This window comes from Aminobacter sp. MSH1, from assembly GCF_003071665.1.
GTDB lineage: Bacteria > Pseudomonadota > Alphaproteobacteria > Rhizobiales > Rhizobiaceae > Aminobacter > Aminobacter niigataensis.
In genome coordinates, this window is sequence record NZ_CP026265.1 from 4,598,553 (window position 1) to 4,621,038 (window position 22,486).

General features: G+C 63.2%; 20 protein-coding genes. 9 read left to right on the forward strand and 11 right to left on the reverse strand.

What is annotated here, in order from left to right; translation table 11 throughout:
- Positions 1-23: 23 nt before the first annotated feature.
- The 3 genes from CO731_RS22710 to hypB are packed head-to-tail and all read right to left on the reverse strand — an operon-like array spanning position 24 to position 2,330.
- Positions 24-1,097: an agmatinase family protein gene (locus tag CO731_RS22710; RefSeq protein WP_108608919.1), complete on the reverse strand. Its 1,074-nt coding sequence runs from the start codon at positions 1,095-1,097 to the stop codon at positions 24-26.
- Between the two features lie 21 nt (positions 1,098-1,118).
- Complete coding sequence (locus CO731_RS22715) at positions 1,119-1,508, reverse strand: hydrogenase maturation nickel metallochaperone HypA (protein ID WP_108608920.1); 390 nt, start codon at positions 1,506-1,508, stop codon at positions 1,119-1,121.
- 9 nt (positions 1,509-1,517) lie between these two features.
- Positions 1,518-2,330, reverse strand: a complete 813-nt coding sequence (hypB, locus tag CO731_RS22720) for a hydrogenase nickel incorporation protein HypB (RefSeq protein ID WP_245439480.1) — start codon at positions 2,328-2,330, stop codon at positions 1,518-1,520.
- Here hypB and CO731_RS29395 point away from each other — a divergent pair.
- Complete coding sequence (locus CO731_RS29395) at positions 2,319-2,594, forward strand: hypothetical protein (protein ID WP_245439482.1); 276 nt, start codon at positions 2,319-2,321, stop codon at positions 2,592-2,594. The genes hypB and CO731_RS29395 overlap by 12 nt on opposite strands.
- On the opposite strand, the gene CO731_RS22725 is transcribed toward CO731_RS29395, so the two are convergent.
- Positions 2,540-3,364, reverse strand: coding sequence for a TetR/AcrR family transcriptional regulator (locus CO731_RS22725; RefSeq protein ID WP_159091685.1), 825 nt, complete (start codon positions 3,362-3,364; stop codon positions 2,540-2,542). The two genes, CO731_RS29395 and CO731_RS22725, sit on opposite strands and share 55 nt — an antisense overlap.
- Positions 3,365-3,946: 582 nt before the next feature.
- On the opposite strand from CO731_RS22725, the gene CO731_RS22730 reads away from it, so the two are divergent.
- Genes CO731_RS22730 through CO731_RS22740 form a run of 3 tightly spaced genes read left to right on the forward strand, consistent with a single transcriptional unit; the run spans position 3,947 to position 6,214 of the window.
- Positions 3,947-4,138, forward strand: a complete 192-nt coding sequence (locus tag CO731_RS22730; protein WP_108679465.1) for a hypothetical protein — start codon at positions 3,947-3,949, stop codon at positions 4,136-4,138.
- A complete protein-coding gene (locus CO731_RS22735; protein ID WP_108608924.1) occupies positions 4,138-5,550 on the forward strand; it encodes a cytosine permease in 1,413 nt (470 codons plus the stop codon). The genes CO731_RS22730 and CO731_RS22735 overlap by 1 nt, the downstream gene beginning before the upstream one ends.
- Positions 5,551-5,575: 25 nt before the next feature.
- Complete coding sequence (locus tag CO731_RS22740; protein ID WP_108608925.1) at positions 5,576-6,214, forward strand: XRE family transcriptional regulator; 639 nt, start codon at positions 5,576-5,578, stop codon at positions 6,212-6,214.
- A gap of 214 nt (positions 6,215-6,428) precedes the next feature.
- Here the strand turns inward: CO731_RS22740 and CO731_RS22745 are convergent, their stop codons facing one another.
- Both CO731_RS22745 and CO731_RS22750 read right to left on the reverse strand, forming a co-directional pair.
- Complete coding sequence (locus CO731_RS22745) at positions 6,429-9,512, reverse strand: efflux RND transporter permease subunit (RefSeq protein ID WP_108608926.1); 3,084 nt, start codon at positions 9,510-9,512, stop codon at positions 6,429-6,431.
- Positions 9,509-10,693: an efflux RND transporter periplasmic adaptor subunit gene (locus CO731_RS22750; protein ID WP_108608927.1), complete on the reverse strand. Its 1,185-nt coding sequence runs from the start codon at positions 10,691-10,693 to the stop codon at positions 9,509-9,511. Before CO731_RS22750 ends, CO731_RS22745 begins: the two co-directional genes overlap by 4 nt.
- Before the next feature lie 154 nt (positions 10,694-10,847).
- Between CO731_RS22750 and CO731_RS22755 the strand changes: the two genes are divergently transcribed.
- Positions 10,848-11,384, forward strand: coding sequence for a TetR/AcrR family transcriptional regulator (locus tag CO731_RS22755; RefSeq protein WP_108608928.1), 537 nt, complete (start codon positions 10,848-10,850; stop codon positions 11,382-11,384).
- Positions 11,385-11,460: 76 nt separating this feature from the next.
- Here CO731_RS22755 and smc read toward each other — a convergent pair whose 3' ends face one another.
- The 3 genes from smc to CO731_RS22770 all read right to left on the reverse strand — a co-directional run bounded on the left by smc (position 11,461) and on the right by CO731_RS22770 (position 16,364).
- The gene (gene smc / locus CO731_RS22760) at positions 11,461-14,919 is read right to left on the reverse strand and encodes a chromosome segregation protein SMC (protein ID WP_108608929.1); all 3,459 of its coding nucleotides are present in this window, start codon (positions 14,917-14,919) and stop codon (positions 11,461-11,463) included.
- A 60-nt stretch (positions 14,920-14,979) separates the two neighbouring features.
- Positions 14,980-15,723: a DsbA family protein gene (locus tag CO731_RS22765; RefSeq protein WP_108608930.1), complete on the reverse strand. Its 744-nt coding sequence runs from the start codon at positions 15,721-15,723 to the stop codon at positions 14,980-14,982.
- 143 nt (positions 15,724-15,866) lie between these two features.
- On the reverse strand, positions 15,867-16,364 hold the full coding sequence (locus CO731_RS22770; protein ID WP_108608931.1) for a DUF721 domain-containing protein: 498 nt from the start codon (positions 16,362-16,364) through the stop codon (positions 15,867-15,869).
- Between the two features lie 87 nt (positions 16,365-16,451).
- Between CO731_RS22770 and mutY the strand changes: the two genes are divergently transcribed.
- A complete protein-coding gene (gene mutY / locus CO731_RS22775) occupies positions 16,452-17,534 on the forward strand; it encodes an A/G-specific adenine glycosylase (protein ID WP_245439942.1) in 1,083 nt (360 codons plus the stop codon).
- 7 nt (positions 17,535-17,541) lie between these two features.
- Positions 17,542-18,153, forward strand: a complete 612-nt coding sequence (locus CO731_RS22780; protein WP_108608933.1) for an HAD family phosphatase — start codon at positions 17,542-17,544, stop codon at positions 18,151-18,153.
- Positions 18,154-18,308: 155 nt separating this feature from the next.
- On the opposite strand, the gene CO731_RS22785 is transcribed toward CO731_RS22780, so the two are convergent.
- The gene (locus CO731_RS22785; RefSeq protein WP_108608934.1) at positions 18,309-19,442 is read right to left on the reverse strand and encodes a site-specific DNA-methyltransferase; all 1,134 of its coding nucleotides are present in this window, start codon (positions 19,440-19,442) and stop codon (positions 18,309-18,311) included.
- A gap of 172 nt (positions 19,443-19,614) precedes the next feature.
- Between CO731_RS22785 and CO731_RS22790 the strand changes: the two genes are divergently transcribed.
- Entirely contained in the window at positions 19,615-20,304 is a 690-nt protein-coding gene (locus tag CO731_RS22790; RefSeq protein WP_108608935.1) for an HAD family hydrolase, read from the forward strand.
- 54 nt (positions 20,305-20,358) lie between these two features.
- Here the strand turns inward: CO731_RS22790 and CO731_RS22795 are convergent, their stop codons facing one another.
- Positions 20,359-20,952, reverse strand: a complete 594-nt coding sequence (locus CO731_RS22795) for a hypothetical protein (protein ID WP_183263628.1) — start codon at positions 20,950-20,952, stop codon at positions 20,359-20,361.
- Positions 20,953-21,080: 128 nt separating this feature from the next.
- Here CO731_RS22795 and thrC point away from each other — a divergent pair, with 128 nt between their 5' ends.
- Entirely contained in the window at positions 21,081-22,478 is a 1,398-nt protein-coding gene (gene thrC / locus CO731_RS22800; RefSeq protein WP_108608936.1) for a threonine synthase, read from the forward strand.
- Positions 22,479-22,486: the final 8 nt, after the last annotated feature.

Below are 22,486 nucleotides of genomic sequence, written 5' to 3' on the forward strand. Positions count from 1 at the left end.
CTTAATCTCCTCCCTGAGAATTCTTACGGTTGCTTGCCCTGCTGGCGCAGGGTCTGGGCACGCGAGCCGAGATAGTGGTAGATCATGTTGACCGTCATCTTGGCGCTGATCTGGCTGGAGTCGAAGTACGGGCAGAGCTCGACGACATCGAGGATGTCGCAGCCGTGGCGGCCGGCGATGCGCGCGAACTGGATCGCTTCCCGCCCCTTGAGGCCATAGCATTCCGGCGAGGTAGAGCCGGGCATGCAGCTCATGTCGATCGAGTCCGTATCCCAGGTGAAGTAGAGCGTATCTGCGTCCTTCTTCACCCGTTCGAAGATCTCGTTGGCGCACACTTCCAGCCCGCGCTCGATCATCTCGGGCATGGTGACGACACGGATTTCGTTGTCGACGTAGAAATCCCACCAGTCCTTGGGATTGAGGCCGTTGCGCGAGCCCATATGCGCCATGTTCCTGGCGTTGCAGTTGGGCAGGTCGAGCGCGCGCGGCGTGCCCGAGCAGTTGGTGATCAGGTTGCCGGCCCAGTCAGGCCCGGCGTCGAGGTGGCTGTCGACATGCAGATAACCCATCTTGCCGCTGCCGGTGAATTTCGACAGCGCCTTGGCGCCGGGGATCGGCAAGGAGTGATCGCCGCCGAACAGGATCACCTTGGCGCCGCCTTCGAGGCACTCGGTGACGTAGTCGGTGGTGTATTCCTGCGACTTGATGTTGTTGCCCGGCACCGTCGGCACGTCGCCGCAGTCGACGACACGGAAAAAACTCAGCAGATCGACGTCGTATTCGAACATGTAGGGAAAATACTGCGTCGTCGCCTCGCGCAGCCCCGAAGCGCCTTGCGAGGCGCCGGCGCGCACGATCTGGCCCTGGTCCCATGGAACGGCCAGGAAGCAGATCTTGGCACCCATTTCGCGGATCTTGTGGCGATCCGGCGGGCAATAGGGTGCGCCCATGAAGGTGGCGAGCCCCCTGGATTTGAACGAGCCGTTATGCAGCTTCGGAGAGTAGATGTGGTCATTCTCGCCGAACTGCTCGGCGGGGCCACGATGCTGATGTGGCGTGAATTGCCACTTGGCTATGTCTGCTTTTCGATCAAGCATGCTGTTCCTCCCAACAGATAACTACTGAAGTGTTTGCCCAATCGGGGCCAACGCCGGATGTGGAGCTTCTTCCTCAAGCTCGATGTGGGTCAGTTCCATCTCGCGCCCGGACAGCACCTTGCGCGAAGGCCTCCCGCAGTCCGTGCAGCGAAGATTGGAAAGAGAGAGCGGCGAACGCGCCTCGGCGCAGTGCTCGCAGAATATGGTCAGCGGCACTTCCTCGATGTGCAGCTTGGCGCCTTCGCAGAGCGTGCCGCGCGTTGCCGGGCCGAAGCAGAAATAGAGCGAGCGGGCGATGCCGCACATGACGCCGAGACGCACATGCATTCCGGTGACCCGGGCGCGGCCGTTGCGCGCGGCGTGATCGCTGGCGAGGTCGATCAGGCTTGAGGCGATGGTGAGTTCGTGCATGGCGCGACCTCAGGCGTGGGGCGTGTTGCGGATGGACTCCACCCGCGCCTGCAGGTCTCGCGCGAGGTCCTGCAGCTGCTGCTGGCGGGCCCGGACGATCCACTTCAGCCATTCCGTCATCCCGGTGCCATCGCGCGCCGACACGACGATGCTTTCGATCGCCGGGTTGACTTCGCGGGCATGGGCAACGCAGGCCTCGATGTCGAAATCGCAGTAGGGTGCCAGGTCCGACTTCGAGATGACCAGAAGGTCGGCCGCGGCGAACGCCTCGGGATATTTGACCGGCTTGTCGTCGCCTTCGGTGACAGACAGAATGACCACCTTGTGGGCTTCGCCAAGGTCGAAGCCGGCCGGGCAGGCAAGGTTGCCAACATTCTCGATGAAGAGAACGCCACCCTGCTGCAGCGATAGCGATTCAAGCGCACGCTTGATCATGTCGGCGTCGAGGTGGCAGCCCTTGCCGGTGTTGATCTGCACCGCCTGGGTGTCCGTCGCACGGATGCGATCGGCATCGTTGGTCGTTTCCTGATCACCTTCGATCACCCAGGTCGGGAAGGTGCCCTTCAACCGCTGCAAGGTCTCGACCAGCAAAGTGGTCTTGCCCGCCCCGGGGCTGGCGATCAGGTTGAGCGCAAGCACGCCATGCCCGCACAGTTCGTCGCGGACGTCGTCGGCAAACATGCCGTTCTTGGCCAGTATCTCCTGCTCGATCTGCACCAGCCGCTTCTGGCTCATGCCCGGAACATGGGTCTTGGCGGCATCCTTGCCGAAATGCAGATCACCGCCGGCGCCACCAGCAACGGAATGCTGGTGCTCATGCATGCCGTCGTCGCCATGAACGTGACCGTGGGCGTCGCCGTGGTGCTGGTGATGATGTCCGTCATCGTGGTCGTGGTGATGGTGCCCATCATGGTGATGATGATGATCGCCATCATGATGGTGATGGGAATGCAGATGCTGGTGGTCATCCCCACCGCTCTTGCCATCAATACGAATGTTCTCAGGCCCGCAGCCGCATACCTGGCACATGGCTATCTCCCGCTCTTGGTTGTGGAAGGGCTTTTGGCTGAAGGATCGCCGGCATAGTGCAGCAGTCCCCAGACCACCTCCTTGAGGTACCGCATCGCTGCAGGGATCGGCGCGCCATGCGGCATGAAACTGCCGAAGTAGATGCCGTCGATGTTGCGCGAGATGAATGCCGCCATCTCATCGGGGTCCGGGCAGGCAAACATGCCGACCTCGACGCCCTTGCGGATGCAATCGGCGAGAACCCTCTTTTCGGACTCGTAGAAGTCCTCGACGAAGCTATCGATGAACTTGGGGCCTGCGTCCTTGGCGCCTCCGGCATTGACGAACATGATGCGCACGAGGCTGCGCAGCGTCTCCGACATCTCGACATTGAGGTCCAGATAGGCGCTCAGCAACGCGGCCGGGCTCTCATGCCGCGCGACCACCTCGCCATAGTTGGTCATCAGTCGATCAAGCGCGTGAAGCACGGAGGACTGGTAGAGCGAGTCCTTATTCTTGAAGTAATAATAGATAAGCGAATGAGCGACGCCAAGCTTCTTGGCAATAAGCGGAATTGTTACACTCTCAAAATCTTCTTCGGCAAAGCATTCGAGCGCCGCTTCCAGCAACGACTCTGCCCGAACCCCAGGATTGCGGTAGAGGCGATTTTTGGCTCGTTTGACCGATTTCACGCGATCTTCAAGGTGAATGAGAGCGGCGGATTCCATCGATGACTTCCTGACTTTGAGCATTGCCGGAGAAGCGCGACGCGACTGCGTCGGTTCAGCACCTGAAGTACGGCCAGGCTGCCGCTTCAGATGTCGAGGGCACTGGGTACTCGACTGCACTTTCGAGCTTGACGCTACGTAGCTTTGACACCGCTGTCAACACGCATTTTGAACTCCCTTGGCGACTTCGCGAGAAAATGGTTCGTGCCATACGCGGTCATCAACAACCTCATCGGGAGAAACGCAAGCACCTGCTGATAACGATCAACTAACTGAAATATCTAATTTAACTGCATTGTTGATTTTGATTCCTGTATTTCGTCGGCTCGCCTGAGTGTGGTCGACGGCACATTGTTTTCGCTCACATACATGCAAATCCCCTAATGTTTTTACATGCCTGTCAGGAAAATTGTTTGACACAACAATCAAACTGCCGCAACGTAACAGCGTGATGGGTGGCGGCCTCAAACACGGTGAGAGGCGCGCCGCGCATCCGACTGAACCTTGGGGGTCGATCAGACAGGAGAACCCCGCTTGCACGCCACCCAGCCTCAAACGAACAGATCGACCGGGCGCGCCCTCGCCCGCATGAGTGCCGCGGCGATTCCGGACTGCCAGGACAACAAGACGATGCCGAACCGGGACTTTGGAGGACAATCAACGCCCGGATAGGTGTTCATTTAATCTTTGGAGGAGGATGAAATGACTATCGCTTCAGAAAATCCAGACAATGAAATGCGTCGGGAACTAAACCGGCGACTGAACATCGTTGCGGATCCGAGTTACGGGGATCCAGCGCGTGCGGATATATCGGGCCGGGATCTCGGAATCTGGTTCGCCACGACGGCAGCCATCTTGATTGTCGCGCTCGCCATGTGGAGCGGAGGCAACTGATGGCCGCCGCACCAAAATTCACCGGCGCGAGTGCTGCCTTCGGCACGCTCCCCGTGCTCAAGGAAGAGCGGGAACTCGGCTTCCTAGATCATTCCTGGATCAATATCGGCCTTGCCATCGCCACATGGGCGTTCCTGCTCGGCGGCAGCACGGCCCTTGTCGTCGGAGCCCGCGACGGCATCTACGCCATCATCATCGGCAACGTCATCGGCGTTTCGATCATGGCCGTCAGCGTCTGCATCTCGACCGGGAAGTTCGGTATCGAGCAATTCACGCTGATGCGCAGCGTCTTCGGACCTGTCGGCATCCTGATCCTGGTCGGATTTTTCCTTGCCATCTACGGCGTCGGCTGGTCGGCAATCCTGTCGATCATGTTCGGGCGCGCGATCAGCGGCGTCATGAACCAGGTCGGCGGCACGCAAATCGGCGAAAACGATCTCGGCGTGACGTTCCTTGCCATCCTGGCAATCACCATCTCATGGCTTCTGCTCTGGAAGGGCCCGACTGCCGTCAAATGGCTCAACCGCTTCGTCGGGCCGGGCAAGCTCATCCTCTGCTTCGGCATCCTGTTCCTCATCTTCAGCCACAAGAGCTGGAGCGACATCGCAAACGCAGCTCCGCTCGCGCCATTCGACGACCGCCGGCTCAATTTCATGATCGCCGTCGAGTTCAATCTTGCCGCCGGCTTCGGTTGGTGGCCGGTACTGGGCAACATTTCGCGCTTCACCCGCACGCCGCGCGCCGCGCTGTGGCCCAATCTCATCGGCATCTTCGCGGCCGCCGTTCTCGGTGAACTGGTCGGCTTGTTTGCCGCCCTGAGCCTGGGATCGCATGACCCGACGGCCTGGATGATCCCGCTGGGCGGAGCCTTTGTCGGCGTGACCGCGCTGCTGTTCGTCGGACTGGCAAACATCACCGCCATCGTCAGCATCTTCTACGGCATGTGCCTGGCGATGCGGCAGGCAGGCGGACGCTACTTCGAAGCCCTGCCCTGGGGCCTGCTGACCGGCGCATTGTTTGTTCCGGTGATTGTCATCGCCTTCTTCCCGGGTCAGATCTACGACAACTTCTTCAAGTTCCTCGCCTGGACGGCCCTTGGCTTTGCACCGCTCTCCGGCGTGACGGCGATGGATTACCTGGTCCTGCGCAGAGGCCGGATCAAGCAGTGCGACGTCTTCAACGACGGTGCCGATTCCGACTACGCCTTCTGGCGCGGCATCAATCCGGCTTCGTTCCTGGCCTTGGCAGGTGGGGGCATGGTCTACTACGCGTTGTTCGATCCCCAGTCGCTTGCCGCGCATGGTCCATTCGTCTGGATCAGTGCGTCTGTTCCTGCCTGTCTGGTGGCAGCGATCCTTCACTACGCTCTGACCAAGACGTTGGTGATGCCGGCACGGCGCGGAGGATATTGATCTCGGGATCGGGTGGTCCGCTCACATGACGGATCACCCGCTTCACGCAACCCCAACCATCGATCCAGATCCCAAAGTGAAGCGAGCCAGGGAACCACTGTTGCATACCGCAATCGGTCGGGAGGTCCGCGCCTTTCGAACCAGGCACGGCATGAAGGTGACCGACCTGGCCGCAGCCACGAAACTGTCGGTTGGTATGCTCTCCAAGATCGAGAACGGGGACATTTCGCCTTCCCTGACAACGTTGCAGGCGATATCTCGCGGCTTGGCTGTGCCCATTACCTGGCTGGTGAGCCGCTTCGAATCCGAACGTACTGCCGTCTTCGTCAAAGCCGGTAGCGAGGTTGCTCCGAACAGCAGCGCTGCCAGACAGCAATGCAAGCCCCTCGGCCATGCAGCCCGCAACGCCGATGGACTTGTCGTCGAGCCCCAGCTGATCTCGCTCACCTGCGAGACAGACGTCTTTCCGGCAGCCGGCCATCAGGGAACGGTCTTCCTATACCTGCTGCAAGGCGAAATCGTATATCGTCACGGGGCTGACACCTATCGGATGACGCCCGGGGATAGCCTGTTCTTCGACGCGACAATCCAACATGGTGTCGACGAATTGGCCCAACTGCCCATCCGCTGTTTGTCTGTCATGACCCGCCGTCGAGACAGATGATCCGAAGCCTGGTGAAGACAACCTCCGTGACACCGCCCGCACCGCCTTCCGCCAGTTTCGTGTTGTAACCGGTTTGCCTCCGCCCGCGCGGCACCCCACAGCAGAACCCGCATGGCGAGCGCGTTGATCTGGTCCGCGCCGATGTGCATCGCAATGCCCCACAAGAAAAGGCCCCGGATCGCTCCGGGGCCTTTCTCATTTCTTATCCATCACCTCAGTGATGAGCCGGTTCGGCCATCTGCTTGGCGTCAGGCACCTCGGCGTGAGCGGCCAGGTCCTTGCGCGAGATGAAGGTGTAGAACATCGGCACCACGAACAGCGTGAACACCGTGCCGACGATCACACCCGAGAAGATCACCAAGCCCATCGAGTAGCGCGCGGCGGCACCCGCACCCGAGGCGGTGATCAGAGGTACGACGCCGAGCGCCATCGCAGCCGTGGTCATCAGGATCGGCCGCAGGCGAACCTTGGCCGAGGCGATGATCGCCTCGCTGCGCGACAAACCATGCTCCTCGCGCTGCTGGTTGGCGAATTCGACCAGCAGGATGCCGTGCTTGGTGATCAGCCCTATCAGCGTGATCAGGCCGACCTGGGTGTAGATGTTGAGCGTACCGAGCCCGAGATTGAGCGGCACGATGGCGCCGAAGATCGAAAGCGGCACCGACATCATGATGATGAACGGGTCGCGGAAGCTTTCGAACTGCGCCGCCAGCACCAGGTAGATCACGACGATGGCAAGTGCGAAGGCAATCAGGATCGTGCTGCCCTGCTCGCTTTCCAGGCGCGACTGGCCGGAATAATCGACGAAGAAGCCGCCCGGCAGCAACGGCCGCGCGATGTCCTCGATCGTCTTCAGGCCGTCGCCGGTGGTCACACCGGGCACCGGCAGTGCCGAGATCGTCGCCGAATTGAGCTGATTGAACTGCTCGATGGAGGCCGGCGAAGAGTTGGTCTTGATCGTCACGACGGCCGACAGCGGCACCATCTGGCCGTTGACGCTGCGGACGAAGAATTCGCCGAGCTTCTCGGGATTGTTCCGGTACTCCTCCGGCACCTGCATGATGATGTCGTAGCTATTGGAATCGCGATCGAACTCGGCGATGGCGCCGCCGCCGACGAGAAGGCTCAGCGTCGAGCCGACATCGCTGACGGACAGGTTGAGCGCTGCAGCACGATCGCGGTCGATGGTCACTGTGACCTGAGGCGCGTCGAAGGACAGCGAGTTCTGCACGACGATGAAGCGTCCCGAGGCCTGCGCCTTTTCCTTGATCTGCTCGGCCACCTCGTAGACCTGGCTCGGATCGCCGGTCGACTGGATGACCATCGAGATCGGCAGCCCGCCGCCGGCGCCCGGCAGCGACGGTGGTGCGAAGACCAGCGCCTGCACGCCGCTGACCTTTGACAGCCGACCCTGGATATCAGCCTGCAGCTCGGCCTGAGACCGGTCGCGATCGGCCCAGTCCTTGAACGCCCAGACCGAGAAGCCCGAATTGGTCTCGCCGCCCATGCCAACGATGGAGAAGTTGGCCTTGAGCTCCGGCAGGTCCTTGGTCAGGTCGCGGATCTGGTCGGCGTAGAGGCTGGTGTACTCCGTCGTCGCATAGCGAGGTGCGGTGATCAGCGAGAACAGCGCACCTGAATCCTCTTCAGGCGCCAGTTCGCTCGACGTTTTGAAGAACATGAAGCCCGTCACCGAAACCAGTGCGATGACGATCAGCAGCGTCACCGGCCGGTACTTGAGCGAGCCGGCGACCAGCCGCTCGTAGCGGTTGGCGACGCGTTCGAAGGTGCGGTCGACGAACTGCGCGAAGCGGCTGTGGTTGCCGGCCTTCAGCAGGCGCGCCGACATCATCGGGGTGATGGTCACCGCGATGAAGCCGGAGATGACGACTGCACCTGCGAGCGTCAGCGCGAATTCGCGGAACAGCGAACCGGTGAGACCGCCCGTGAAGGCGAGCGGGGCAAAGACGGCGGCGAGCGTGATGGTCATGGCGACCACCGGCGCGAAGATCTCGCGCATGCCCTTGAACGCCGCCTGCATCGGCGTCATGCCCTCTTCCATGTGGCGATGGATATTCTCGACCACCACGATGGCATCGTCGACGACCAGTCCGATCGCCAGCACCATGGCCAGCAGCGACAAGAGGTTGATCGAATAGCCCATCATCAGAAGGATGAAGCAGACACCGATCAGCGACAGCGGAATGGTCACCACCGGCATCAGCACCGAACGGAACGAGCCGAGGAACAGCAGGATGACGACGATGACGATGGCGACGGCTTCGGCAATGGTCTTGAAGACCTCTTCGATCGAGGCGCTGATGGTCTCGGTCGAATCATAGACCATGGTGATGGTCATGCCTTCGGGCAGGCTGGCGCTGATGGCCGGCAGTTCGTCGATGACGGCTGCTGCGGTGTTCAGCGGGTTGGCCGAAGGCGTCGGGAAGATACCGATGAAGGTGCCCGGCTCGCCGTTGAAATTGACGACCGTGTCGGTGCTTTCGGCAGCGAGCTCGACATGCGCGACATCGCGCAGCCGGACGACATTGCCGTTCGCCGACTTGAGCGGCAGTTCTGCAAACGACTCGGGTGTCTGCAGCGTCGACTTCATGGTGATCGAGTAGGCGACGTATTCGTTCTTGGTCTTGCCCGGCGCCGACAGGAAGTTGGAGGCGTTGATGGCCTGCAGCACTTCGGCAGCGGTCAGCCCGCGCGCGGCGAGCTTCACCGGGTCTACCCAGACGCGCATCGAATAGTTGGCAGCGCCCAGGACTTGGACTTCGGCGACGCCCTCGATAGTCGACATGCGCGGACGGATGACGCGCTCGATGTATTCGGTCAGCTCTTCCGAGCTCATGTTCGGGTTCTGCATCGCCAGATACATGATGGCGAACTGCATGCCAGTGCCCTTGACGATGGTCGGATCCTTGGCGTCGCTCGGCAACTGGCCGCGCACCTGCTGGACCTTGGACATGACCTCCGTCAGCGCCGTATCCGGATTGGAGCCGAGCTCCATCTGCACCGTCACGATGCTGGTCGACGGACGGCTCTGCGACGTCACGTAGTCGATGTTTTCGGTGGTCGCCACCGCAGCCGAGATCGGCGCGGTGATGAAGCCCTGGATGAGGTCGGCACTGGCGCCGGGATAGACGGTGGTGATGGTGATCACCGTCTCCTCGACCTCCGGGTACTGCCGGACCGAAAGGTTGAAAAGCCCCTGGAAACCCAGGAGCAGGATCATGAGGGCAACCACCGTCGACAGGACGGGGCGGCGAATGAAGATGTCGGAAAAACTCATTTCGCGGTTGCCTGCGCGTTGGCCGAAGTGGTGGGCGAAACGGTGTTGTCGATCTTCACCGGCGTGCCATTGGTCAGCCTGTTCTGTCCGGCGATGACCAGTTCGTCGCCCGCCGAAACGCCTTCGATGATCTCGACGCGGCCTTCGGAGCGACGACCAACCTTGACGAACACCTGCTTGACGGCAAGAGCCGGCTCAGCCGCCGCTGGCTGGGCGGGTGCGGCAGCTGCAGCGGCGGGAGCCGCAGCGCCTGCGGCCGCAGCCTTGGCCTCAGCCGGGCGAACGACATAGACATAGTCGCCATAGAGGCTGGTGGTCAGCGCGGTCTGCGGCACCGCCAGCACGCCGTCCTCCTCGGGCAGCTCGACGCGAACGCGCACGAACTGGCCGGGGCTCAGATTGCCTTCCGGATTGGTGATCTTGGCGCGGACCGAGACCAGGCGGCTCTGAGGATCGACCTTGGGATCGATGCCAACCACCGAGCCCTTGAACGGCATGTCGTCGGCGGCGATGCCGAAGCCAACCGGCTGGCCGATCTTCAACAGGCCAAGCTGCTGCTCGGGAACGGAGAAATCGGCGCGCATCGTTTCGAGATCCTGGAGCGTGGCGACGATCGTGCCGGGCGCCAGATACTGGCCGTCATCCACCTTCGGAATGCCGATGGTGCCGGAAAACGGCGCGCGCAGCTGCTTCTGGTCGACCACTGCCTGCAGCTTCTGCACCTGCGATGCCGATGTCGAGGCCGCTGCCCTCGCAGCATCGAGGGCGACTTCGGAGCCGACGCCGCGACGCTGCAGCTGGATGGCGCGGTCGAGCGACTGCTGGTCGAGCGCCGCCTGGGTCTTGGCTGCCGCCAGGTCCGCCTGCTGCACAGTGTCGTCGAGCTGGATCAGCACGTCGCCCTGATTGACGTGCTGGTTGGCCGAGAACTTGATATCCTTGATGATGCCGGCCTGTTCGACGGTCAGATCGACACCCTGGGAGGCGTTGACCGTTCCGATGGTTTCAATGCCCGGCGTCCATGGAGCGGGCTCGACCTTGGCAGTGGCCACGGTCACCGACGCAACCGGCATGTTGGCGAAGAATTGCTGGATCGCGTTGTCGCGGAAGACGTTGAATCCAACGATGCCGCCGCAGACGAGAACGAGCAGAACGAGAGCGATGATGAGACGCTTGATCAAAGGAGATCCCCAATCGGTAAGGAATCGGCATCCGGGCGGGCCGCGATGCACATTGAACCTGTTTATAGAAAAACCCAAGTGTGGAGCGCTTACTGTACCGTCTGGACGGTATTGTCAATCGGCGATAATGTGAAGTTTCACGGAGACATCACCCATGTCGGGCCACAGACCTAGCTCTCGCGACAAAATTCTCGCAGCAGCCGCCGAACTCGCGGACATTGTCGGGCCGGGCAACCTGTCACTCGATGCCGTGGCCCAGCGCGCCGGGGTGTCGAAAGGCGGGCTCCTATACAACTTCCCGACCAAGGCCAAGCTGATGCAGGCGCTGGTCCAGGATTATCTCAAGACCTTCGAAGACGCCCTCTCCGCCAAATCGACCGGCGACGAGGCCAATAGCCTCGCAGCCTACATCGAGCTGTCCGCCCAGGAGTGCAGCCAAAAGCAGCCATCTGCAGCCGGCGTCCTCGCCGCGCTTGCCGAAGACCCCGATTTCCTCAACCCGGTCAGGGACTTCAAACGCCATCTGCTCGACCGGCTCAAGGCCGAAAATCCCGATACGGCCAAGCTGATCGTGGCGTTCCTCGTCATCGAAGGGCTGCGCAGCATGAAGCTCTTCGACATGGACATACTCCACGAGGATGAACGCAACGTGGCGATTGCGTATTTGCTCGATCAGGCCGCAGCGCAATAGACGCGCGCCACCTATGCCGAAGCAATCCTCACTTGCTGGGGTGGGACCTTGCTCGCGGAAGGCCGCGAACCGCTGATCAGCTCGCTTCGCGCAAGGACTCGGCGGCCTGCAGGTCGACCGAGACCAGCTGGCTGACGCCCTGCTCGGCCATGGTGACGCCAAACAGCCGGTTCATCCGCGCCATGGTGATCGGGTTGTGGGTGATGACGACGAAACGTGTCTCGGTCGACGCCGCCATCTCGTCCATCAGGTTGCAGAAACGCTCGACATTGTGGTCGTCGAGCGGCGCGTCCACCTCGTCGAGGACGCAGATCGGCGCCGGATTGGTCAGGAACACCGCAAAGATCAGAGCCATGGCCGTCAGCGCCTGCTCGCCGCCGGACAACAGCGTCATCGTCTGCGGCTTCTTGCCGGGCGGGCGGGCAAGGATTTCGAGACCGGCTTCGAGCGGATCTTCCGACTCGATGAGCTGAAGTTCAGCCGTGCCGCCGCCGAACAGGTGGGTGAAGAGGCGCTTGAAGTGGCCGTTGACGAGGTCGAAAGCGGCCAGCAAGCGCTCGCGCCCTTCCCGGTTCAGCCCCTGGATACCCTGGCGCAGCTTGCGGATGGCCTCGATGATGTCCTCGCGCTCGGAGACGATCGCCTCGAGCCGTTCGGACAGCTCCTTTTGCTCTTCCTCGGCGCGCAGGTTGACCGCACCGAGCCGCTCACGCTCGATCTTGAGGCGCTCCAGCGTGCGCTCGACTTCAACCGGATCCGGCATCGGGCTGTCGACTTCGAGACCCGTATGGCGAAGAACCAGGTGGGGCGGTGTCGCAAGCACTTCCTGGATGCGCGCCTCGACCTCGCGGCGGCGTTCGTCGGCTGCGGTCAGGCGCTCCTCGGCGCGCGCGCGGGCCTCCCGGGCCTCGGCAAGGCCCTGGATCGCGGCGGTCGCCGCCTTGTCGAGAACAGCCTGCCTGGTCTCGGCCTCCTGGAGGCGATCCGAGACTTCCTTGCGCAAGACCTCGGCACGGCTGAGTTCCGACATCAGCGCCCTACGGCGCGCGTCGAGTTCGTCTGGCGCTTCTGCCAGCGTTTCGCGCTCCGCAGCCGCTTCCTCGCGCCGCTCGGCAAGCGCCTCGATCTGCTCAGCAGCGCTTTCGGCACGCAGCACCCAGCTCTGGCGCTCGGCGGCGATCGCCGCAAGCCGGCGCGCCCTGGCCTCGGCCTCGCGGCTGAGCCCGTCATGCACGGCGCGTGCATCGGCCACCGCAGAGCGATCGCGCGCGACAGCGCCTGAAAGCTGTTCGAGGCGCATCTGCAGGTCGGCGAGGTCAGGTGCCGAGCCAAGCAGGTCCTCCGCCTCGATATAGCTCTCCTGCGCCTCTTCATGCGCATCGGCGACGCGCGCCCTGGCCTCGTCGAGCGCAGCACGACGGCTGGTCAATTCGCCCGCAGCCTTTTCGGCCTGGGCCAGCGCATCGCGGGCAGCCCCCACCTGGTGCTGGGCTTCGCGCCAGGCCTGCCGGGCCTGCCGCTCGGCTTCGGTGCTTTCGCGTACCGCGTTTTCGGCACGTGCCAGTGCCTCTTCTGCCTTGCGCACGGCAAGCGTTGCCTCGACGGCCTCGGCATCGAGTTCGGCAAGCCGGTTCTTCTGGGCAAGCCGTTGTGCTGCCGCAGTCGGGGCATCCGCGCTGGCGGTCAGTCCGTCCCAACGCCACAGCGCGCCTTCGCGGCTCACCAGGCGCTGGCCGGGCATCAGCAGCCGCTGCAGCTTTGCGCCCTCGGCGGCATCGACCACGCCGACCTGTGCGAGGCGTCGCGCCAGTTGGCGCGGCGCGCGGACAACTTCGGCAAGGCTGCGCACGCCATCGGGCAGCTTCGGATCGCCCGGCGCCGGTTCGGCATCGCCCCAATGCACGGGTGCAGCACGGTCGAGCGCTGCTTCGAGATCGTCGCCAAGGGCGGCGCCCAGCGCCGTCTCGAACCCGCGTTCGACGCCGATCTGCTCCAGCACCGCCGGGAAAAGATCGCCCGAGGCAGCGTTGATGATCTTGGCCAGCGTGCGTGCCTCGGTCTCGATGCGCGCCAGTTCGGCCTTCACCTCCTGCAGCGGCGAACGCGACGAAGCTTCTGCCTGACGTGCCTCGGTGACGGCACGTTCGGCCTCGGTGGCAGTGAATTCGGCCTCCTCGAGCGCTTCCTGCGCCGCCTCGGCAAGTATCTGCTTTTCCGCCGGATCGGCGAGCGCCGAGATGCGGGCGGCAATCTCGCTCGCCTCGCGGTCGAGTTCGGCAAGCTGGCGGGCGAAACGGTCGCGGCGTTCGGCAGCATCGCGCATGGCGCGCTCGGCCTGGGTGCGCCCGGCAGCGGCATCGGCGCGCTCGGCAGTCACCCGGCCCAGTTCGGCTTCGGTCAGCGCCAGCGTCGCCCTCGCCTCTTCGAAGGCCGCGCGGGTGCTGGTTTCCCGATCGATCGCACCGGCATTCTCGTCGTTGAGAGACTTCTCCTCGGCGTCGAGGCGCGACAGGATCGCCGCATTGTCGCCGATCATCCGCTGTTCGCGGGCAATGTCGGCGTCGAGCTGCTGCAGCCGGCGGTCGAGTTCGCTCTGGCGCGAATTGATGCGCCCGGCCTCTTCCTCGAGCTGCGAGCGGGCGATGGAGAGCCGTTGGAAAGTCGCAGCAGCCGCAGCAGCGGCATCGCGCATCTCAGGCAATTTGTGTGCGCCGACCGCCTGGTCCCTCGCCGCCGCCATTTGGGCCGCCGCCCGGTCGCCGACCAGTGCCGTCGCCGTCGCCAATGCCGACTGCGCTTCGCCTTCCTGCGTCTTGGCCAGCGTCCAGCGCAGATGCAGCAACGTGGCTTCCGCCTTGCGGATGTCAGCGGACAGGTTCTTGAAGCGCGAAGCCTGGCGCGCCTGGCGCTTCAGGCTCTCGATCTGGCTCTCAAGTTCGCCGACGACATCGTCGAGGCGTTCGAGGTTCTGCTCGGCGGCGCGCAGGCGCAGCTCCGCCTCGTGCCGGCGCGTGTGCAAGCCGGAAATGCCGGCCGCTTCTTCCAGCAATGCGCGGCGCGCCTGCGGCTTGGCCTGGATCAGTTCGCCGATGCGCCCCTGCCCCACCATCGACGGCGAACGGGCACCGGTCGACTGGTCGGCGAACAGAAGCTGCACGTCCTTGGCACGCGCTTCCTTGCCGTTGATGCGATAGACGGAACCTGCCTCGCGCTCTATACGGCGCGACACCTGCAACTCGTCGGCGTCATTGAAGGAAGGCGGTGCGGTACGATCGCTGTTGTCGAGGAACAGCGTCACTTCTGCGGTGTTGCGTGCCGGCCTGGTGCCGGAGCCAGAGAAGATGACGTCGTCCATGCCGGAAGCGCGCATATTCTTGTACGAGCTTTCACCCATCACCCAGCGCAACGCTTCGACCAGATTGGATTTGCCGCAGCCATTCGGCCCGACGATACCGGTGAGGCCGCGTTCGATGACGAACTCGCCCGGCTCGACGAAGGACTTGAAACCGAGAAGGCGGAGGCGCGAAAACTTCATTCGCGCCAATCCGCACGCAAGGGTGCGCCGAAGCTGCGTGGCTTCGGCGCTACGAACCTGTCAGAGCATGCCGTCGATAACCGCCGACATTTCCTCAATGGACATCGCCCCTTTGTAGACATTCCCGTTGATGAAGAAGGTCGGCGTGGAGTCGACCTTGAAATCCTTCTCGCCACGGGCGCGCACCGCCCTGATATCGTCCAGAAGCTTCTGGTCAGTCAAGCAGGCCTCGAACGACTCCTGTGAAAAGCCGGCGAGCTTGGAAATCTGCAGCAGCGCGTCCTTCGGGGTCTGCGATGCCGCCCAGTTCGACTGCTGCTTGAACAGTACGTCGACCATCGGGAAGTAGTTATCCTTCGAGCAGCGTGCAAGCATGAAGCCTGCCTCGGCCAGCGGGTCGAAGGGGAACTCGCGGTAGATCAGGCGCACCTTGCCCGTGTCGATGTACTTGGTCTTGATCGTCGGCAGCGTGTCTTCGTGGAACCGCGCGCAATGCGGGCAGGTCATGGAGGCGTATTCAACGATGGTGACCGGGGCATCCGCTTTGCCCAGAACCATGTCGGGCAAGCTGCCGGCCTCGAGCAGCTTGGCCATGTCGACGGTGCCCTGCGCTTCGGGCGCCTTCACCGCTTGGACCGGGGTGGCCGGAGCAGCCGGGGTGGCCGCCGGCGCTGCCGGTTCGGCAGGCTTGGGCGTTGCCGCGTTGGCCTGCTCGCCGGAATCGCTGCAAGCTGAAAGCAGCGCCGCTGCCGAAACGGCTGCGAGCCCGGTAAGTGCGGTCCTGCGAGAAATCGAACGAAGCATACGAATCACCTGACGATGGTTGGATTTTGCAATGTGCGGTTACGTGAAAGCGAGAGTTGGCGCGAATTAAGGCATGGCTGTCCCCAAACCAATCGCGATTTGCCGCACTTCCGATCACGAATGCGCGAGAAAGACGGCCAATTCTACTTGCGACTGCCCAATATGTTGGTGCCGAGCTTCTCGAGCGCTGCCTTCAGGCCCTCGTCCTCGATGAAACGCACCGCGCCCGCCACCTTGCCCTGTTCGGCTTCGGTGAGCTTGCGCAGGCGCGGCCGCGGCCTGGTTGCCGCCCCCGACACCGGTTTCTGGACGATGCGGATGCGGCCGATGGCGTTGAAGCCGAGATAGGAATTGACCCGGCCGATAATCTCGCCGGTCTCATGCTGGAGATGGAGCGCTGCCGGCCCCGAGCAGGCAACGATCAGCACCGCCGGCTCGAACGGATCTTCCTCGTGCATGCGCCGGGGCCACTGGATCTTTTCGGGCCGGGTGTTGTGGGCAAGGCGCGGCCCAACGATCTCTTCCCATGACTGGACAAGCCCGACCGAGATGCCGGTGCGCTTGCGCAGGACCGGATCGAGAATCGCACTTGCCAGATCGCTGACCGGGACGGGATTGCCCGTCCACCGTTTCCCTGCCATGTCGTTCTCCAGAATACCCCTGTCGACACGCAACGCCGAAGGCAGTCCAGACCATCAATGGCATTCCGCACCGATAGCCGCAAGCACATGACCGAAGTGGACGGCAGGATCGCTGACCTGCTGCTCGAATGGTACGACGTCCACCATCGCGAGTTGCCGTGGCGCACGCCGCCCGCCGAACTGAAGCGAGGCATCCGCCCGGATCCGTACCGCGTCTGGCTGTCGGAGATCATGCTGCAGCAGACCACCGTCGAGGCGGTGAAGCCTTATTTCCGCGCCTTCCTAGAGAAGTGGCCCACCGTTCAATCGCTCGCGAGCGCCGAGGCCGAGGACGTGATGAAGGCATGGGCCGGGCTCGGCTACTACTCTCGCGCCAGGAACCTCAAGGCCTGCGCGGAAACGGTGGCGCACCTGCCGGGCGGGCTGTTTCCGGACAGCGAAGGCGGCCTGCGCGACTTGCCCGGCATCGGCCCCTATACGGCGGCTGCGATCGCCTCCATCGCCTTCAACCGACCGGCAGCCGTCGTCGACGGCAATGTCGAGCGCGTCGTCACGCGGCTGTTTTCCATCGCAACGCCCCTGCCCCAGGCAAAGGTCGAAATCCGCGCGCATGTCGAGCGCATGCTTGCCGCGGCCAGACCCGGTGATTTCGCCCAGGCGATGATGGATCTCGGCGCCACGATCTGCACGCCGCGGCGCCCGCGCTGTATGCTGTGCCCGCTACGCGGCGATTGCAGCGCGGTCGTCTCAGGCGATCCCGAATTCTATCCCGTCAAGCCGGCCAAGGCGGAACGACCGCAACGGCGCGGCGCAGCGTTCGTGGTGGTCAGGGGCGATGGCGCGGTGCTGTTGCGCAAGCGGCCCGGCAAGGGCCTGCTCGGAGGCATGACGGAAGTGCCAACGACCGACTGGACCTCCCGCGTCGATGGCGCGACCGGACCCGACAGCGCGCCCTTTGCCGCGAATTGGGCGCGCGCGGGTACGATCACCCACGTTTTCACCCATTTCGCGCTCGATCTGGACGTGTTTCGCGCCGACGTCACGATAGACAAGGCGCCCGACGGCCACTTCTGGTCGCTCCCCGCTGACCTCGCCGGCGAAGCCTTGCCAAGCGTCATGAAAAAAGTCATCGAAGCTGCCATACCGGGCGCAACGAAACGAGGACGTTAGCGAAACCATGAGCGAAATCCGCCACATCGTCTACGACATCGGTAAGGTGCTGATCCATTACGACCCGGACATCCCGTTCAGCCGCATCATTCCCGATCCGGTCGAACGGCGCTGGTTTTTCGACACTGTCTGCACCAGCGAATGGAACATCGAGCAGGATCGCGGCCGCACCTGGCAGGAAGCCGAGGCGCTGCTGGTCGCCGAATTCCCCGAGCACGAAAGCAAAATCCGCGCCTTCCGCCAGCATTGGCACGAAATGGTGCCGCATGCCTATGACGACTCCGTCGCCCTGATGGAGGGGCTGGTCGATGCCGGCCATGACGTCACCATGCTGACCAACTGGGCGTCCGACACGTTCCGCGAGGCGCGCGGTCGCTTCCCGTTCCTTGAACGGCCGCGCGGCGTCACCGTTTCCGGCGATGTCGGACTGATCAAGCCTGACCGCCGCATCTACGACCTGCATGTCGCCTCGTTCGATCTCGACCCGAAGGCTGCGCTGTTCATCGACGACAGCCAGAAGAACGTGAACGCCGCCATCGAGGCGGGCTGGCAGGCGGTGCTGTTCACAAATGCGAAAACGCTCGAGGCGTACCTCGAGCGTCTCGGGATCGGACGGTGACTGGAAACCGGCCGATCGACGAATCCGGACTGGCTAGATTGGCTGCCGGAATTCGATCTCTATCGCAGGGTCGAAACGGGCTCTGAAGGTCCAGAACGGGTTATAGATGAAGCCTGTGCCGTCGCGCCGGACAGTCCGGCGGGACGGCTGATCCTTCAGGCGCCCGCCTTTTCCATGCCGACGCGGACGATGCGGCGCAGTTCGTCGATCTGGGTCAGGCCGCCGGCACGCTCGTAGTGCCAGAAGGTCCAGCCGTTGCAGGCGTCCAGGCCCTGCACGGTAGCGCCAACGCGGTGGATCGAACCGGCGGTGTCGCCGATCGCCAGCGTGCCGTCGGCGCGGACCTTTGCAGCCCAGCGCTTCTTCGCATCATACAGTGTCGCCCCTGGTGCCAGCAGGCCCATGTCGAGCAGGCTGCCGAAGGCGACCCGCGGTTCGGCGCGCTTGCCGGTCAATACCGTGAGTGCCGGGCCATCGAGCGGACGCACCGATGCGATGCGCTCATTGGCGGCGTCGATGTAGGCCTGTTCGCGTTCAATGCCGACAAAATGGCGGCCGAGACGCTTGGCAACGGCACCCGTCGTGCCCGAGCCGAAGAACGGGTCGAGGACCACGTCACCCGGCTTGGTCGAGGCCATCATGATGCGGGCCAGCAGCGCTTCCGGCTTCTGTGTCGGATGCAGCTTGTTGCCGTCCTCGTCCTTCAGGCGCTCGCCGCCGGTGCAGATCGGGAACAGCCAGTCCGAGCGCATCTGGACGTCGTCGTTCGACGCCTTCAGCGCATCGTAGTTGAAGGTGTAGTTCTTGCCCTTCTGGTCGCGCGAGGCCCAGATCATCGTCTCATGGGCGTTCTGGAAACGGCGGCCACGGAAATTCGGCATCGGGTTGGTCTTGCGCCAGACGACATCGTTGAGGATCCAGAAGCCGAGATCCTGCATCGTCGCGCCGACGCGGAAGATGTTGTGATAGGAGCCGATGACCCAGATGGTGCCGTTCGGCTTGAGCACTCGGCGCGCGGCAAGCAGCCAGGCGCGGGTGAAGGCATCATAGGCAGCGAAGCTCTCGAATTGGTCCCAGTGATCGTCGACCGCGTCGACCTTCGACTGGTCGGGGCGATGCAGGTCGCCGTCGAGCTGTAGGTTGTAGGGCGGGTCGGCAAAGATGATGTCGACGGAGTTGGCCGGCAGCTTGTCGAGCGCCGCGACGCAATCGCCCTTGATGATGGTATCGAGCCATTCCGACTGCTTGGGAGTGCGGGAAAGCTGGTCGAGAGGACGCACTGCTGACATTCTGATACCCGGGATGACGCGTTACTGTTTACTCACCGTTATGGTTACCGATCAGCGTAAACAATTGGTGAAGCGGCCGTCGCAATTTGCGGATCGGGGCAGAATGGTGTAATCGCCGCGCCTTGAGCTTTTCGGCCTGCGCCCCGGCGCCGCCCCAGTTTCCCGGACCGTCATGACCCAGCCAGAACTAGTGATATTCGATTGCGACGGCGTACTCGTCGATTCCGAAATCATCGCCGCCCGTATCGAGGCCGAACTGCTGACCGCAGCTGGCTTCGAAATCAGCGCCGAGGAGATCGCCGAGGCCTATGCCGGGCTGACCTTCAAGGACATCATGCTGAAGATCGAGGAGAAGGCGGCCATCCCCTTCCAGGCCTCGCTCATCACCCAGGCCGAGGAACTGGTCGACCGCAAGCTGAAGACAGATGTGCGCGCCATCGACGGCGTGCACGAGGCGGTCGCTGCGGTGACCGCACCGCGCTGCATCTGCTCCAACTCGACCACCGAGCGCATCGAAATGATGCTCGAGCGCACGCGCATCCTGCCGCTGTTCAAGGGCCGCATCTTCTCGGCGCTGGAAACGCCGAGCAAGAAGCCCAAACCTTCGCCGGACGTCTTCCTGCACGCCGCAAGTACCTATGGCGCCGACCCGGCCAAGACCTTCGTGATCGAGGATTCGGTGCACGGCATCTCCGGCGCGGTTTCGGCCGGCATGCGGGTGATCGGCTTCACCGGCGGGGCGCACAGCTATCCCGGCCATGCCGACATGCTGACCGAGGCAGGCGCCGAGACGGTGATTCGCCGCTGGGCCGACCTCGGCGGCGTGCTCCAGGCCCTTAGCATGTGGTCCGAACACGCCTGAACGCAAAAGCGCCGGCGAGACGCCGGCGCTTGAATGCATGCAGGAAGAACCTGCCTACTGGGCCTTCTTCTTGGCCGGCCCCTCGTCGAAACCGGCATATATCTGGATGTCGCGCGCGGTTGGAACCGGGATCACGACATTGGCATCGGTGAAGACGAACTGCGTCGCCGTCGACGGATCGGAAACCTGTACCGCGTTCTTGTGCAGCTGCGAATAGAGCACGTCTTCGCCGCGGATCACCGCGATGCGGATCGGCATGTTGACCGTGCCGGCACCGCCGGCCGGACCGACCACGACCTTGCCGGCAACGCCGACCTTGATCATCATCTGGCCGTCGGCGCGCGTGCAACTGCGGGTGACGTCGGTGATCGCCGACTGGTGGACCAGCTTGGCCGGATCGTCCTGGCCGCCCTTGGCATAGCTGTTGAAGAAGGCCGTGCCGTCGCGCAGCGTGACATTCGGGCAGTAGGCAAGCAACTCGCTGGCCAGGATCTTGCCCTCTTCGGCCGCAATCACCTTGGGGTCTTTCGGCGCGGGAGGGCTAAAAAAGCCGCCGCTGCCGCCTGATTGGCAGCCCGTGACGGCGAGCATAAAGCCTGCGGTCGCCAAAGCCGTCAGAAAACGGCCGTCGATCAAACGAAACACCATGAACTGCACTTCCCTCTCGCAAAGCAGTCGTTCTATATCAACCGCGCGGCAAAAATGCGACTGATGGAGCGCAGTTTTCCCCGCCCCGCCGATCACCGGCAGGTCGCTGCGCGTTGGAACGGATAGATATGCACTATGTGAGTACCCGTGGGGAAGCGCCCACGCTCGGATTTTCCGATGCAGTTCTGGCCGGCCTGGCCCGCGACGGCGGCCTCTATCTCCCGGCGCAATGGCCAACCTTCAGCGCCGCCGAAATCCGCGCCATGCGCGGCCTTGGCTACGCCGACCTGGCGATCCGAATCCTGACGCCATTCCTTGGCGGCGAGATCAAGCAGGACGTCTTCGAGCGCCTGGTGCGCGAGGCCTATGCCACCTTCCGGCATGACGCCGTGTGCCCGCTGGTCCAGACCGGCGCCAACAGCTTCGTGCTTGAGCTATTCCACGGCCCGACGCTCGCCTTCAAGGACGTCGCCATGCAGTTGCTGGCGCGGCTGATGGACCATGTGCTTGCCGAACGCGGCCAGCGCGCAACCATCGTCGGCGCAACATCGGGCGATACCGGCGGTGCTGCAATCGACGCCTTTGCCGGCCGCGAGCGCACGGACATCTTCATCCTGTTCCCGCACGGTCGCGTCTCGCCGGTGCAGCAGCGCCAGATGACAACGTCTGATGCAGCCAATGTGCATGCCCTGTCGATCGAAGGAAATTTCGACGACTGCCAGGGCCTGGTGAAGGACATGTTCAACGACCACGGCTTCCGCGACCGGGTGCAGCTGTCGGGCGTGAATTCGATCAACTGGGCGCGGATCATGGCCCAGATCGTCTACTATTTCTCATCCGCCATCTCGCTCGGCGCGCCTGACCGGCAGGTGTCCTTCACCGTGCCGACCGGCAATTTCGGCGATATCTTCGCCGGCTACGCCGCCAAGCGCATGGGCCTGCCGATCGACCAACTGGTCATCGCCACCAACGACAACGACATCCTGGCCCGCACGCTGAAGAGCGGCGAATACCGCCAGACCGGCGTGGTTGCCACGACCTCGCCGTCGATGGACATCCAGGTCTCGTCGAACTTCGAACGGCTGCTGTTCGAGGCCTCAGACCGCGACCCGGCCGTGGTCCGGCGCTATATGGCCAGCCTCAAGCAGTCCGGCGCCTTCACCATCGAGGCAAAGGCCCTGGCCGGCATCCGCAGCGAATTCGGCGCCGGTCGCGCCAGCATGGAGGAGACGGCTGCGACCATCCGCTCGACGCTCGAAGGTAGCGGCTACCTGCTCGATCCGCACACTGCGACCGCTGTCCACGTCGCCGCAGGACTTCCCTGGAGCGACGTGCCGATGGTGGTGCTTGCCACCGCTCACCCGGCAAAATTCCCGGCTGCGGTGAATGCTGCCTGCGGCATCGAGCCCGCGCTGCCAAAATGGCTGTCGGGGCTGATGGAACGTAAGGAAAAGTTCACGGTACTTCCATCAGAGATAAAAATGGTGGAAGATTACATTAGCCGCCGCACACGAGCGGCGGGTTAGGGAGTACG